8 protein-coding genes, 2 tRNA genes, 2 rRNA genes and 1 pseudogene are annotated in these 15,519 nt (G+C 42.0%); 6 read left to right on the forward strand and 7 right to left on the reverse strand.

The annotated features are described in order from the left end of the window. Nucleotides 1–6: 6 nt before the first annotated feature. Complete coding sequence (locus tag ACFX5U_RS01310) at nt 7–996, forward strand: hypothetical protein (protein WP_400262306.1); 990 nt, start codon at nt 7–9, stop codon at nt 994–996. 22 nt (nt 997–1,018) lie between these two features. On the opposite strand, the gene ACFX5U_RS01315 is transcribed toward ACFX5U_RS01310, so the two are convergent. The 3 genes and pseudogenes from ACFX5U_RS01315 to ACFX5U_RS01325 form a co-directional block, all read right to left on the reverse strand. Then, the gene (locus ACFX5U_RS01315) at nt 1,019–1,279 is read right to left on the reverse strand and encodes a hypothetical protein (RefSeq protein ID WP_400262307.1); all 261 of its coding nucleotides are present in this window, start codon (nt 1,277–1,279) and stop codon (nt 1,019–1,021) included. An 85-nt stretch (nt 1,280–1,364) separates the two neighbouring features. After that, nucleotides 1,365–2,651, reverse strand: a complete 1,287-nt coding sequence (lat, locus tag ACFX5U_RS01320) for an L-lysine 6-transaminase (RefSeq protein WP_400262308.1) — start codon at nt 2,649–2,651, stop codon at nt 1,365–1,367. A 24-nt stretch (nt 2,652–2,675) separates the two neighbouring features. Beyond that, nucleotides 2,676–4,206: pseudogene (locus tag ACFX5U_RS01325) on the reverse strand (aldehyde dehydrogenase family protein). An 87-nt stretch (nt 4,207–4,293) separates the two neighbouring features. On the opposite strand from ACFX5U_RS01325, the gene ACFX5U_RS01330 reads away from it, so the two are divergent. Continuing rightward, nucleotides 4,294–5,457, forward strand: a complete 1,164-nt coding sequence (locus tag ACFX5U_RS01330; RefSeq protein ID WP_400262309.1) for an acyl-CoA dehydrogenase family protein — start codon at nt 4,294–4,296, stop codon at nt 5,455–5,457. 195 nt (nt 5,458–5,652) lie between these two features. Here the strand turns inward: ACFX5U_RS01330 and ACFX5U_RS01335 are convergent, their stop codons facing one another. Genes ACFX5U_RS01335 through ACFX5U_RS01350 form a run of 4 tightly spaced genes read right to left on the reverse strand, consistent with a single transcriptional unit; the run spans nt 5,653 to nt 8,989 of the window. Continuing rightward, nucleotides 5,653–6,828, reverse strand: coding sequence for a glycosyltransferase family 4 protein (locus tag ACFX5U_RS01335; RefSeq protein WP_400262310.1), 1,176 nt, complete (start codon nt 6,826–6,828; stop codon nt 5,653–5,655). Next, a complete protein-coding gene (locus tag ACFX5U_RS01340) occupies nt 6,803–7,810 on the reverse strand; it encodes a lysylphosphatidylglycerol synthase transmembrane domain-containing protein (RefSeq protein ID WP_400262311.1) in 1,008 nt (335 codons plus the stop codon). The genes ACFX5U_RS01335 and ACFX5U_RS01340 overlap by 26 nt, the downstream gene beginning before the upstream one ends. Continuing rightward, nucleotides 7,810–8,217, reverse strand: a complete 408-nt coding sequence (locus ACFX5U_RS01345; RefSeq protein WP_400262312.1) for a glycosyltransferase — start codon at nt 8,215–8,217, stop codon at nt 7,810–7,812. The genes ACFX5U_RS01340 and ACFX5U_RS01345 overlap by 1 nt, the downstream gene beginning before the upstream one ends. Further along, nucleotides 8,210–8,989 carry a glycosyltransferase gene (locus tag ACFX5U_RS01350; protein WP_400262313.1) on the reverse strand — a complete coding sequence of 260 codons (780 nt, stop codon included), beginning with the start codon at nt 8,987–8,989 and terminating at the stop codon, nt 8,210–8,212. Before ACFX5U_RS01350 ends, ACFX5U_RS01345 begins: the two co-directional genes overlap by 8 nt. 1,584 nt (nt 8,990–10,573) lie before the next feature. Here ACFX5U_RS01350 and ACFX5U_RS01355 point away from each other — a divergent pair. From ACFX5U_RS01355 to ACFX5U_RS01370, 4 genes are all read left to right on the forward strand, one after another. Beyond that, nucleotides 10,574–12,103: ribosomal RNA gene (locus ACFX5U_RS01355) — 16S ribosomal RNA — on the forward strand. A 122-nt stretch (nt 12,104–12,225) separates the two neighbouring features. Beyond that, a tRNA-Ile gene (locus ACFX5U_RS01360) sits at nt 12,226–12,302 on the forward strand. An 11-nt stretch (nt 12,303–12,313) separates the two neighbouring features. Beyond that, nucleotides 12,314–12,387 (forward strand) — tRNA-Ala (locus tag ACFX5U_RS01365). A 225-nt stretch (nt 12,388–12,612) separates the two neighbouring features. Next, nucleotides 12,613–15,499, forward strand: a 23S ribosomal RNA gene (locus tag ACFX5U_RS01370). The 16S and 23S rRNA genes sit together here with 2 tRNA genes alongside, the layout of an rRNA operon. Nucleotides 15,500–15,519 lie beyond the last annotated feature (20 nt).

The raw sequence follows: 15,519 nt of genomic DNA on the forward strand, positions 1-15,519 counted from the left end.
AATACTATGTCAACATCACTATACAATCCATTTAAAACATTTAAGTTTGAGAATAAAACCTGTTTTTTGACAGGAAAGGAGCTTTCATCTGTAGACGAGCAAATTCAGGTTTTTCCAGTCTGGATGATGCGTGCTTTTGATCTTGAGGAAAAACCCTTTAAGATGTTGGACGAATCACTCGTTACCTATAAAAGTTTGAAGCTTCCCTGTTCTGCAGATGCGGCATTGGCCATTGAAAAAATGGAATCTGAAGTAGAACGTGCATTTGCATCAGGTTACGATGCTGTACGCGAGTTACCGCAAATAACACTATTTCAGTGGATGTCAAAAATATTGTATGGTGTAGTTTTCAACGAAATTCAAACAGGAATACGTCAACAGGCGCTAACCGGTGAGGAGATGAATTTTTCGCAAGTACTTGCCCAAAAATTCAAAAACATGCATGCCATGTTGCAGTCCTTATTGCAGCCGATGGAATTTGAAGGAACATATCCTTTTTCTATCTTCATGAGTAAAGTAGACAATCCACCAGAAACGTTTAATTACCGTGATGAAATCAATACGTTGATTTTTTCCTTACGAATGAGTGATTTTGGAATTGTTGCCTGCCTGCAAGATAATGCGACCAATAATATCTACCATGAAGATGTTTTAAAAATGGTAGCAGGTAAAACATTACATCCGATTCAATTTGAGGAAATAGCAGCACGTTATTTTTACTCGGTATACCTGTTTAACCGTCTTCCGGAATACACGTATTTGAATACACCAAAAATGATCTATGTTGAACCCATGCCTCTAGCAGACATGTCCATGAAACCAATTTTTGACCATTGGCAAGTCAAAGTATATGGTCAGGTATTGGAAAACTTTTGGAAACCATGGGGATTCATCTTGTTCGAGATCATCAAGAATCCAGATAGTCCAATGAGTTTTATAGTCGATGAAAACGGAGACTTCGTTTCACGTGAAGCAATTGAATTACCACTAGGATAAAGAAAAGAAAGCCCCTAAATAATTATTTACGGGCTTTTTTCTTTTTAGGCGTAGATGGAATTCTTTTTTGAGTGGCTTCCTTATCCACTTCCTTCTTTTTCTTATTAACCACCAAGATTAGACCAAAGGGGCCAAGAATAGGAACACACATACCCAGTATAGATAGCACAACAAAACCTCCTGTTACATCTTTTAGCCTAAATAACCGGAATAAGGCGATCCCCATTAGTGCAAAGTGAATCATAGTCACCAATTGCACTAACGCTAATTTACTTGCATCCATATTTCATATTGATAATAAACACAAATGTAAAGAGTTTCATTCAAAACTACACATCTTTAAGATGGGAGAGGAGTTTTTCAATATCTTATAAGATGCGTTCCATAATGGCACATGCTTTATCGATCTCTTCCACCCGAATATTCAGATGCGGTCTAAAACGTATGCTTCGCTCTCCACATCCAAGTAAGATAAGCTTTTGTGCAAATGCATCTTTAATAAATTGATCCCTTTCCTGTTCGGTCGGAAAATCGAAAGCGATAAACAGCCCTTTTCCTCTAATGTTGTTGATATGCGGATGCTGATTCGCTAAATCCATAAGCTTTTGAATAAAATATGAACCCTTATGGTCTATCTGCTCAATTAATTTTTCATTTTCAATGACCTCTAAAATAAGTTTGAAACGCATCATATCGGTAAAATCACCACCAAAAGTCGAATTGATACGTGAAGATTCTTTAAAAACATGTTTTTCTACGCGATCAAATTTATCCCTGTTAGCCAGCAGACCACAAACTTGCGTTTTCTTCCCGAATGCAATTAAATCAGGAACAACACCAACCATTTGGTAGGCCCACATCGATCCCGTTAAACCAATTCCAGTTTGTACCTCATCAAAGATCAATAAGATATCGTGTTCATCACAGATGTCGCGTAAAGCCTGTAGAAATTCTTTTCTGAAATGATTGTCGCCACCCTCAGCTTGAATGGGTTCAATAATGATACAGGCGATATCATTCGGATGATTGGCAAGTGCATTTCTGATTTCTCGAATGGCCGTTTTTTCTTTCTCAATAACGGTACTTAAAACTGCTTCCGTGATAGGGAAAGTCAATTTCGGGTTCGTAATTCTTGGCCAGTTAAACTTCGGAAAGTACATATACTTTCTTGGATCCTTGGTATTGGTTAGCGAAAGGGTATAGCCAGATCTGCCATGAAAGGCCTCTTTGAAGTGAATGACCTGTGAAGCTTCTTTCTCAATTCCATTAGCTAAATTTAATCTTGTCTTCCAGTCAAAGGCTGCTTTCAAGGTGTTTTCAACGGCCAAAGTTCCCCCTGCGATAAAAAAGCAATACTGCAGCTCCTTTGGTAAGGCAACCCGTTCGAAGACTTCCATAAAATCGGCAAACTCTTTAGGGTAGATATCCGATAAAGCAGGTTTATTTAGGGCCATTTTACCCAGGAATTCTTGATGTTGTAAGATGTAGGGATGGTTGTAACCAATAGCCACTGAAGCAAACATGCTAAAAAGGTCGAGGTAGGCGTCACCATTTTGGTCAACTAAATAGGAACCATGAGATTTCTCCATATCCATGACAATCGGAAAACCATCAGCTAGTAAATGTTTGGATAATATTTCGTGAACTGTACTCATATCATAATCAATTAAAGGTCATTATTAGAGGTTAAACGTAATTCCTTGTGCCAAAGGGAGCTCCGTGCTATAGTTAATGGTGTTGGTTTGTCTGCGCATGTATGCTTTCCAAGCGTCTGAACCTGATTCACGTCCACCACCAGTTTCTTTTTCACCCCCGAAAGCACCACCAATTTCTGCACCAGATGTACCGATGTTGACATTGGCAATACCACAGTCAGAAACCCTGTGCACTGAGGAACAATTCTGCTTCGCGAAGATTATTGGTCATAATAGCAGACGATAGTCCTTGTTTTACATCATTTTGAATAGCAATCGCATCCAAAACATCACCTTTGTATTTTATTAAATAAAGAATTGGAGCAAAAGTTTCCTGTTGGACGATAGTGTAATGGTTTTCGACCTCAGCTATAGCAGGCTGAACATAGCAACCGCTTTCAAAATCTTTTCCACTTAAGACGCCGCCAGGAACAATAAGTTTACCACCTTGTTTTTTAATTTCAGATAAGGCATCTAAATAATGCGCTACTGCCTTTTTATCAATGAGCGGGCCGACATGATTTTCGGGAAGTAAAGGGTCTCCAATTTTGAGCTGAGCGTAGGCTTTTATCAATGATGCCTTCACTTGTGTATAGATACTTTCATGGATAATAAGTCTACGAGTCGAAGTACAACGCTGACCCGCTGTACCCACAGCTCCAAATACTGCCCCTATAGTCGTCATCTTCAGATCGGCATCTGGCGTAATGATAATCGCATTATTTCCACCAAGTTCTAAAATAGTCTTTCCAAGTCTAGCAGCGACATGTTGCGCAACTGTTTTACCCATCTTTGTCGAGCCTGTCGCCGATATTAAAGAAATATTGCTATCGTTTACCAGCCATTCACCCGCAGATTTATCACCTATTATTAAATTGGAAATCCCATCCGGTAATTCCTTTTGCTTTAAAACGTCTGCGAGAATCCTTTGGCAAGCAATCGCACATAAAGGTGTTTTTTCACTCGGTTTCCAGATAACTACATCGCCACAAATCAATGCTATTGCCGTATTCCATGCCCAAACAGCTACTGGGAAGTTGAATGCAGAAATAACGCCAACTAGACCTAGAGGGTGATATTGGTCATACATGCGATGGGAGGGACGTTCCGAATGAATGGTCGAACCATAAAGTTGGCGGGATAGACCGACTGCAAAATCACAGATGTCAATCATTTCTTGCACCTCGCCCATCCCTTCTTGAAGCGATTTCCCCATTTCATAAGAAACAAGCTTCCCGAGAGTAGGCTTTAACGTCCTTAATTTTTCACCAAATAACCGAATGACTTCACCTCTTTGAGGAGCAGGTATCAGACGCCATATCGCATATGCTTTTTGAGCCTGTATACAAATTTGTTCATAATCGTTAAGGGAAGAGCATGTCACTGTAGCAATAGTTTTGCCATCAACAGGCGATTCGGAAGTGATGTCATCGCCAGTTGCAAACCAATTCTGTCCGGTAGAAGAACCTAGATTGGTTGCTAGAATGCCCAATTCTTTTAATTCTTGTGTTATCATACTGGTTTATATTATTCGTTTATATTTTAAATATAGTGAATTATATTCGAAATATTGGCTATATTTAGATATTAAATTATGATATCTATGAACTTAACATGTGATTATTTCAATATAGATGCGCTATTGTCCGATGAAAATAAGCTCATCCGTCAATCGATTCGTGATTTTGTCACTACGGAAATAAAACCAGTCATAAACCATGCCGCGCAGCATCATGAAGACATTCCCAATTTGATGTTAAAGCTGGGTGCTATTGGTGCTTTAGGACCATATATTCCAGTAGAGTACGGCGGAGCAGGCTTAGACCATATCGCCTATGGCCTAATTATGCAAGAATTGGAAGCAGGAGATTCAGCGATCAGGTCCGCAGCGTCAGTACAATCGTCTTTAGTCATGTATCCCATCTTTACATTTGGTAGTGAAGAACAAAAACAGAAATATCTTCCAAAACTGGCAACAGGAGAATATGTCGGTAGTTTCGGATTGACAGAACCAAACCATGGCTCAGATCCAGCAGCAATGGAAACCCGTTTATTCCAAAAAGACGGTAAATACCTCTTAAATGGCGCTAAAATGTGGATTACCAATGCCCCGATATGCGATATCGCTATCGTATGGGCCCGCGATGAACACAATAAAATACGTGGATGCATCGTAGAACGCGGGATGGCAGGATTTTCTACTCCTGAAACCCTGGATAAATGGTCTCTTCGTGCTTCTAAGACTGGAGAATTGATTTTTCAAAATGTAGAAATTCCTTTGGAAAATATATTACCTGAAGTAAATTCGCTCCGAGGTCCATTTTCTTGTTTAAATTCGGCCCGTTATGGTATTTCTTGGGGGGTCATCGGAGCAGCTATTGATTGCTACCAAACCGCGGTTAAATATGCGTTGGAAAGAGAGCAGTTTGGGAAACCCATAGCATCCTATCAATTGCAGCAAAAAAAACTCGCCGAGTTCCTCACAGAAATAACAAAAGCCCAATTATTATCCTGGCGATTAGGCGTTTTAAAAAATGAAGGAAAAGCTACTCCCGAACAAATTTCAATGGCAAAGCGTAATAACGTGCATATGGCATTGGAAATCGCTAGAGAATCACGGCAGATATTGGGAGCAATGGGAATTGTTGGTGACTTTCCAATGATGCGCCATATGATGAACCTCGAATCAGTCATTACGTACGAAGGTACCCATGATATCCATCTATTGATAACCGGTCATGATATTACAGGTCTGAGTGCTTTTTAGTTAAAGGTGCTTTCAGAATTGACGATGATGACCTAGAGCTGATAGCGACAAAGGAGTTTATTTTTAGAGGTATTGATGATGATATTTAGCTTACAGCATAATACTTTGGGTCTTACCTCAATCTTTTAAGAGCCAAATCCGCCCATGAAGAGAGATGTATTATTGTTTATCATTAATTGAAGCTATTGGCCATGGCTACTTTACGCTAGGAGGGTACATCAAATGCTGAAACAAATTAAAATAACCCTTTGCCATTTTATCCCAGCTATAATGCTTCAAAGAGTAAGCTTGGAACTCTTTGCTTTTACTTTTTAAAAGCGAAGGATGCTCAAGAGCTTTTCTAATTTCCGAAATCCAGTGCTGTTCCTGGCCCGCTGTAACTAAGATGCCGTTCTTCTGGTGAATAATAGCATCGCTGATACCTTCAATATCTGAAGCAAATACGGTCGCGCCACAAATACTTGCTTCTAGACATACTAATCCGAAACCCTCCATATCCCCCTCAACTTTGATATTGGGCATGATGAAAAGTCCGGCATGGCGAAGCAATGATTGTAAATCAGCCAAAGGAATTTTCCCTATATGCTGCAATCGGTCTTTAAATTCAGGGTTTTTTAAATAACGACGTATTACTTTTTGATCAGATGGATACCCTAAGAACAGAAATAGAAGATGTTGTAAAGGATTGGGAATTGCATCCAGTAATTTTTCCTTCCATGTTGCGGTTGCAGCAAAGGGTCCTATTAGAATAAGTTTATAGTCCGATGGTAGTTGTGGCAACACGTTACTGATAAACCAAGAAATACCCTTTCGCTTTACGGGTCTCCCAAGTGCAAGGATGAGTTTATCCTCTTGAGTAGTAATATTGTATTTGCTTAGCAGAGCCGCTATCGGAATTGCCGTTTCTACGACTAGTTTATGGTCAACACCATTTGGAATGACCTCAATTCTTGCAGGGTCGATACCTCTGTCGATTGCAGCCTGTCTTGTCGCTCGGCTAATGGCTATGATTTTATCAAATTTATTGAATTGAGGAATGATTTTATTTTGAAAGTAAGCGAAGGGAAATACAATGTCAAGACCATGTACTGTAACCACCTTTTTTAGCTGTTCATAACCCCTATGACGTAAAGAAAAAGCAGCAACTAAACCATCATTGAAATGGATAAGCTTGATGTTAGGATGTTTCATGAGTAGGGATAGAATCCGTTTATTCAATAAGGAAAAGAATTTGATAATGGATTCATTTCCTTGATAAACGATTTTATGCACGGTCGTATACGTGGCGATGTGATTGATGAGTTCAAAGCTCTGTTTTTCCATGCCGCCAATAGCTGGGGGGTATTTATGGCTGACGAAGAGAATTTCCATAGGATAATAGGGACGGTCTTTTTTTAAGTCCAATATAGGCTAAGAAGCCAAAGGTTATCCAGAAAACTTGTCTGGAACGTCTGATTAAAGCGATGGTTAGCCAAATTTGAACGGTATAAATACCAGCACTAGTCAATAATAGCTTATTCCCGAATTCTTCAATTCCGATTTGAGCCGGAATAAAAGCACCGAAACTTTTGATAATGACAATGCTCATATCCATAAATTGGCTCAGTATGATCGGGATGGTGATGCCTGAAAAGTATAGAATGAGAAAAAGTTCCAAAGCACCCACCATCCAATGTAGAAAAAAATAGAAATATGCACGGTAGCATTGATATGGATGTCCTTGATGAAATGCTAATACAGCATTGAGGATAGTTTGAAAACGTATACTTAGCTTTCGAAAGAAGCTCCAAGATAGCGTAGAGCTTACCTCAAATTTTTTAGATCTTTTGAGGATGCAAAAGGTAATAAGCGGAAGCGAAAAGAGCAACATGACTAATATCCATAACATCGGTAGCATTTGTTCGGGTATATTTTTAGTAAAAGAACCCAATAGAAACCACAATCCGCTAAGGCCGAATAATGAAAATTGTGTGATAATAGCCAAAAACCGTGATATCAGTACAGAATTTACAATTTCTTGCTCAGAAGTACCTGTTGGTTTTAGCAGTACAGTTTTAATATAATCACCACCTATAATACTTGTGGGGTTGAATAGTCCTACAGTTTCTCCAATATGTCTGATGCAGAATAGTTGCCATAAGGATGTTTGTTTTGGTTTTTCGATGAAGCAATTTTGCCACCCCGCTGTTCCAAGGAGATATGCCAGTCCGGTGATCACAATAATCCAGAGGAGCTTCCAGCCCATATTAGCGACTTCTTTAAATACTGCTTTTAGATCAATATGACTGATGAAGACAGCTAAAGAAAGAAGAATGATAAGGCTAATCGTAATTTTGAAAATTCGTTTCAGCATTAACCAGCTTGAATTTTAACAATTGAATCCGTTACAGCTGTGCTCATTTGTTCAAGTTCTTCAAAATAAGTATCCGCCAAAGAAGTCCAGTCCATTGATTTACTGAACTCTAAACCTGCATGTCCGAGTTCAGTCCTTAATTTTTCATCCCGAAATAATTGTGTAATGCGGTTGACGAAGGCATTAGCATCTTTGGGTTTACATTTAAAACCAGTGACACCTTCAATGATTAAATCTGCTGAACCACCACCATCAGCAATAACGCAGGGTAGTGCTGAAGCTAAGGCTTCGATTACGACGTTGCCATAAGTTTCCGAATGAGAAGGAAATATAAATAGGGTAGAAGAAGCATATAATTTTGAAAGATCATCGTGGTTCAGCTTTCCTAAAAATAGTGCCTCAGGCATTTTTTGGCGGCAGATATCTAGAGCAGAAACCATCTCCTGCTACTATAAAATTAAAAGGAATGTTCTGTTGTTTCAATAAGGTATAGATGTCAATCAATGTTTTCAAATTCTTTTCCCACACTAATCGACTCGCGAATAATAGTGTTGGGTGGTCGTTGCCCGTTATTTCTTTTAACCAAGATGAATCTTTTTTCTTTGGTGAAAATAACGTATTGTCAATTCCTCGTTTCCAAATCTGCATCAAACTGGGGTTGACGCCCATTTTGATGAGTTCAGATACAATACTCGTTGTAGGGACATATACTTTGTCACAGTTATTGTAGAATTTATTCTGTGTTTGAATGATTTTCTTTTTTGTGGGTCCGACTAAGAAAGAAAAATGCTTAAGGTAGTAATCAATGTAGCTTACAAAATGTGTATGGTATATACTGATGACAGGTATTTGATTTTTTAAGGCATATTTCTGTGCATAGAACCCCAGAAGGGAGGGAGTAGCAATATGAATGATATCAGGATTGAAATCATGAAGTTTCTTTTTGAGACGTTGGTCAGCTAAGGCGGGGATAGCCATACTATAGTTCTGCTGGATTGGAATACTCAGCGATGGTATTTTTAAGGATTCGAAATCTTGTATTTTTTCAGGTCCTGTTCCATATATAAACAAAAATTCAAATCTTCCCTTATCGATGCGGTCGACAAGTTGAAAAATTGTTCGAGCAGCTCCATCAAAGTCAGGAATCATTATCTCCGCAAAAAAAGCAACTTTTATCATCGTGAATCATTTTTTCAAAGTAAGGGGCTGGATGTTTCCTTATGAATAAGGATATATGAATAAATGATGGTCTTTATATTACCCCTGTATTATTGAAAGATTAGTGTAATGTCTATTAAGTGTCCTTAATTCCTATTTATCTCTTATTTAATTACCAGCTAAACGCTGACTCTTGTTCTCTGTTGTTCTTTGAGTTGAAGATTTATGCTATGCATGTTTTGAAACTCGCTTGAATTTGGCTTTTGAATACTTTTTTGCAAAGTGCTGTTCCATTCAAATTATGGAATTGCTTTGCAGCTAACCACCTTTATCGGTTCAGGAGAAAGCTTGATAATAAGTTGATATCAAATTAGTACCAACTTCAGATTTAATAGTGTATTAAGAGGGGGATTATAGGGGGTTAGTAGGGGGTTAATAGGGGTATATCCCTATTAACCCCCTACTAATACCAAGCTATCTCTGGTCTACACCTATTTTAATACCGAAGTTGGTACCTAGTTCATATTACTTAGGTTATAATCCAAGTAGGATCTGCATATTGAATATCTGCTGTTGTGTCCATGCTTATCTATAGCGGTACAATATGTATTTACTATATACTATCTATAAAGAAGCTAGCTGCTCTTCTGGTCTGATTATAGTCAGTCCATACTTATCTATAGCGATGGAATCAGTAGGTAAGGGATGCTATTATAAAAAGTGAATGGTTATTCCGGTCTAGTATAGTCGTTCACACTTATTTCTACAGAGAGACAATAAGTGCTTATACTATATATAAGGAGTGATCTGCTATTCCTGTCGATTGATAATCATCCCTACTTATCTATAGCGGTACAATATGCGTTTACTTTATGCTATATATAAGGAGTGATCTGCTATTCCAGTCGATTGAAGCCTTTCACACTTATTTTTTATATAGAGAGAATAAGCCCTTATACTATATATAAAGGAACGATTGGCCATGCTGGTCTATTATTGCGTATCCATACTTATCTATAGCGCTGTAATAAGAAGCATGCGATCGGCCATGATAAAGGAGCGATCGGCCATAGCACCTGCTTTTTGGGCGATATCCAGCCCTCAGTTCGGCTCTTTCAGAAATAAATCATCCAATGATACAGCAAGTTAACCTCTTCCTCAATAAATAAGCAAGAAAACGTTTGGAAGTGATTATAAAAATGGTCTATCTTTGCACCACTCCGCAAGGGAGGAACGGTCGGTTCGAAAGGGCTGACACTGAAAAAAAGAGGGTCTATGTTATTTAGACGCAGAAATCGAAAAGGACTCCAAAAATAAATTTTCACATTTATTTTGGATATACCAAAAAGATCTCTACCTTTGCAGTCCCAACGGAAACGAAGGGAACCAAAACAAGATCGATAACGGCGCAATGCCGACATCATATAGCCGAAGCGAGATGCGGAAGCGAAAAAAGTTCTTTAAAAATATAATCATGTAACGTAACGAGTAGTGTTGAGAAACGACGAAAGTTAAAAAAAATCAACCTGTTCAATTTTAGAATTAGAAATAAAATACAAGACAATTCTATTTATTATAAATAGTCTTGATCTTACACTTCATTTTACAATGGAGAGTTTGATCCTGGCTCAGGATGAACGCTAGCGGCAGGCCTAATACATGCAAGTCGGACGGGATTCGGGGAGTAGCTTGCTACGAACCGATGAGAGTGGCGCACGGGTGCGTAACGCGTGAGCAACCTACCCATATCTGGGGGATAGCCTCTCGAAAGAGAGATTAACACCGCATAACATCATCGAGTGGCATCACTCGATGATCAAATATTCATAGGATATGGATGGGCTCGCGTGACATTAGCTAGTTGGAGAGGTAACGGCTCACCAAGGCTACGATGTCTAGGGGCTCTGAGAGGAGAATCCCCCACACTGGTACTGAGACACGGACCAGACTCCTACGGGAGGCAGCAGTAAGGAATATTGGTCAATGGAGGCAACTCTGAACCAGCCATGCCGCGTGCAGGATGACTGCCCTATGGGTTGTAAACTGCTTTTGTCAGGGAATAAACCTACTTACGTGTAAGTAGCTGAATGTACCTGAAGAATAAGGATCGGCTAACTCCGTGCCAGCAGCCGCGGTAATACGGAGGATCCAAGCGTTATCCGGATTTATTGGGTTTAAAGGGTGCGTAGGCGGTCCTATAAGTCAGTGGTGAAAGACGGCAGCTTAACTGTCGCAGTGCCTTTGATACTGTAGGACTTGAATCTATTTGAAGTGGGCGGAATAAGACAAGTAGCGGTGAAATGCATAGATATGTCTTAGAACTCCGATTGCGAAGGCAGCTCACTAAGTTAGCATTGACGCTGATGCACGAAAGCGTGGGGATCAAACAGGATTAGATACCCTGGTAGTCCACGCCCTAAACGATGATAACTCGATGTTTGCGATACACAGTAAGCGTCCAAGCGAAAGCGTTAAGTTATCCACCTGGGGAGTACGGTCGCAAGATTGAAACTCAAAGGAATTGACGGGGGCCCGCACAAGCGGAGGAGCATGTGGTTTAATTCGATGATACGCGAGGAACCTTACCCGGGCTTGAAAGTTAGTGAATGATCCAGAGACGGATCAGTCCTTCGGGACACGAAACTAGGTGCTGCATGGCTGTCGTCAGCTCGTGCCGTGAGGTGTTGGGTTAAGTCCCGCAACGAGCGCAACCCCTATGTTTAGTTGCCAGCGAGTTATGTCGGGGACTCTAAACAGACTGCCTGTGCAAACAGTGAGGAAGGTGGGGACGACGTCAAGTCATCATGGCCCTTACGTCCGGGGCTACACACGTGCTACAATGGATGGTACAGCGGGCAGCTACATAGCAATATGATGCTAATCTCTAAAAGCCATTCACAGTTCGGATTGAGGTCTGCAACTCGACCTCATGAAGTTGGATTCGCTAGTAATCGCGTATCAGCAATGACGCGGTGAATACGTTCCCGGGCCTTGTACACACCGCCCGTCAAGCCATGAAAGTTGGGGGTACCTAAAGCATGTAACCGCAAGGAGCGTGTTAGGGTAAAACCGATAATTGGGGCTAAGTCGTAACAAGGTAGCCGTACCGGAAGGTGCGGCTGGAATACCTCCTTTCTAGAGCATTCAAGATTGAAGCTCGTTACGTATACACATGATTTATATTATAGAAACAAAAAGAAACATTTGAAGAAATGTGCCCATCCCTGTAGGATGGTCCAGAGAGAGAATGATAAGCTAGTCCCGTAGCTCAGTTGGTTAGAGCACTACACTGATAATGTAGGGGTCAGCAGTTCAAATCTGCTCGGGACTACCATAAAACGATACGGGGAATTAGCTCAGCTGGCTAGAGCACCTGCCTTGCACGCAGGGGGTCATCGGTTCGACTCCGATATTCTCCACAGGTCTGCCCGAACACCAAGATATTGTGTTCATTATAAGGGGGACAAAGAGTTCTTTGACATATTGAAAGAAAAAAATTACAAGAGAAGACAACAGTAGAGACAATACTGTGATGTGCTCGATGTATTATGAAGACCCTCGGTCAAGGCCGAACGGATTAATGCGTAGCATCATGGTTATATATATCAAAAAGCAACCCATAGTAGCAAAAGGGCTATGAGGTGAAGAAAGTAAATAAGGGCACACGGGGGATGCCTAGGCTCTCAGAGGCGATGAAGGACGTGATAAGCTGCGATAAGCTTCGGGGATCAGCAAATGTGAGTTCGATCCGAAGATTTCCGAATGGGGCAACCTAGCATACTGAAGGTATGTTGTATAATACGCGAACGCGCTGAACTGAAACATCTAAGTAGGCGTAGGAGAAGAAAATAATAATGATTTCCCAAGTAGTGGCGAGCGAACGGGAAAGAGCCCAAACCATTGATGTTACGGCATCAGTGGGGTTGTAGGGCTGCGATGTGGCATTAGCAAACAGAAGTGGAATGGGATGGGAAGCCCAGCTATAAACGGTGATAGCCCGGTACACGTATAGAATGCTAGCCTAGCAGTACCCTGAGTACCGCGGGGTCGGAGACGCCCTGTGGGAATCTGTCAGCACCATCTGATAAGGCTAAATACTCCTGAGAGACCGATAGTGAACTAGTACCGTGAGGGAAAGGTGAAAAGAACCTCGAACAGAGGAGTGAAAAGAACCTGAAACCGTGTGCTTACAAGCGGTCGGAGCTGCCAGGTGCAGTGACGGCGTGCCTTTTGCATAATGAGCCTACGAGTTACTCTTGTCTGGCAAGGTTAAGTGGTTCAGCCACGCAGCCGAAGCGAAAGCGAGTCTTAATAGGGCGCATAGTCAGATGAGGTAGACGCGAAACCTTGTGATCTACCCTTGGGCAGGTTGAAGTTGCAGTAACATGTAATGGAGGACCGAACCGATAAACGTTGAAAAGTTTTCGGATGACCTGAGGGTAGGGGTGAAAGGCTAATCAAACTGGGAAATAGCTCGTACTCCCCGAAATGTTTTTAGGAACAGCGTCGGCATAGAGTCTTATAGAGGTAGAGCTACCGATTGGGTGCGGGGGAGTCAAATCCTACCAAATCCAGACGAACTCCGAATGCTATAAGATATGGCCGGCAGTGAGGCTTTGGGTGCTAAGGTCCAAGGCCGAGAGGGAAAGAACCCAGACCATCAGCTAAGGTCCCTAAATATACGCTAAGTTGAACTAACGAGGTCCGGTTGCCTAGACAGCTAGGATGTTGGCTTGGAAGCAGCCATTCATTTAAAGAGTGCGTAACAGCTCACTAGTCGAGCGGCCGGGCGTGGATAATAAACGGGCATCAAGTGTATTACCGAAGCTATGGATTTGCAACATACGTTGCATCTGGTAGGGGAGCATTCTATTTACGGTGAAGCGATCTGGTAATGGGTCGTGGAGTGCATAGAAAAGCAAATGTAGGCATAAGTAACGATAAGGCGGGTGAGAAACCCGCCCACCGAAAGACTAAGGTTTCCTGATCAACGCTAATCGGATCAGGGTTAGTCGGGGCCTAAGGCGCATCCGAAGGGAGTAAGCCGATGGACAACTGGTCAATATTCCAGTACTTTTTATAACTGCGATGTGGTGACGGAGTAGTGACACTGCCGCGAACTGACGGAATAGTTCGTTGAAAGGCGTAGGTATAGGGACGGTAGGCAAATCCGCCGACCCTGCTGAAACCCAATAGTACAGCAAAGCTTCGGCGGCGTTGATAGAGCAGGTAAACAGACTTCCAAGAAAACCCGCTAAGCTTCAGGTTATAAAAACCCGTACCGTAAACCGACACAGGTAGTCGAGGAGAGAATCCTAAGGTGCTCGAGTGAATCATGGCTAAGGAACTCGGCAAAATGGCCCTGTAACTTCGGGAGAAGGGGCGCTTCCTCCAGCAATGGAGAAGCCGCAGTGAAAAGGCCCAGGCGACTGTTTAACAAAAACATATGGCTTTGCAAAATCGAAAGATGAAGTATAAGGCCTGACACCTGCCCGGTGCTGGAAGGTTAAGAGGGGATGTCATCGTAAGAGAAGCATTGAATCGAAGCCCCAGTAAACGGCGGCCGTAACTATAACGGTCCTAAGGTAGCGAAATTCCTTGTCGGGTAAGTTCCGACCTGCACGAATGGTGTAACGATCTGGGCGCTGTCTCAGCCATGAGCTCGGTGAAATTGTGGTATCGGTGAAGACGCCGATTACCCGCAACGGGACGGAAAGACCCCATGCACCTTCACTATAGCTTAACATTGGAATTGGGTACAGGATGTGTAGGATAGGCGGGAGATGTTGAAGTGGCTTCGCTAGGAGTCATGGAATCAACCTTGAAATACCGCCCTTTCTGTATCCGGTTTCTAACTCGGTTATATCGAGGACATTGTTTGGTGGGTAGTTTGACTGGGGTGGTCGCCTCCAAAAAGGTAACGGAGGCTTTCAAAGGTAAGCTCAGTACGCTTGGTAACCGTACGAGGAGTGCAATGGCATAAGCTTGCTTGACTGTGAGACCAACAAGTCGAACAGGGTCGAAAGACGGACATAGTGATCCGGTGGTTCTGTATGGAAGGGCCATCGCTCAAAGGATAAAAGGTACGCTGGGGATAACAGGCTGATCTCCCCCAAGAGCTCATATCGACGGGGAGGTTTGGCACCTCGATGTCGGCTCGTCACATCCTGGGGCTGGAGAAGGTCCCAAGGGTTGGGCTGTTCGCCCATTAAAGTGGCACGCGAGCTGGGTTCAGAACGTCGCGAGACAGTTCGGTCCCTATCTGTTGTGGGCGTTGGAAGTTTGAGTGGATCTGTCCTTAGTACGAGAGGACCGGGATGGACTGACCGCTGGTAAACCAGTTATGCCGCCAGGTGTACGGCTGGGTAGCTACGTCGGGAATAGATAAGCGCTGAAAGCATCTAAGTGCGAAACTAGCCACGAGATGAGACTTCCTTATAGGGCCGTAGAAGACTACTACGTCGATAGGTTGCAGGTGTAAAGGTAGAGATACCATAGCTGAGCAATACTAATCACCCGAAGCTTTCTCAAGCAACGCAGACACTGTTGTC

This window comes from Sphingobacterium sp. SG20118, assembly GCF_044740685.1.
Classification (GTDB): Bacteria; Bacteroidota; Bacteroidia; order Sphingobacteriales; family Sphingobacteriaceae; genus Sphingobacterium.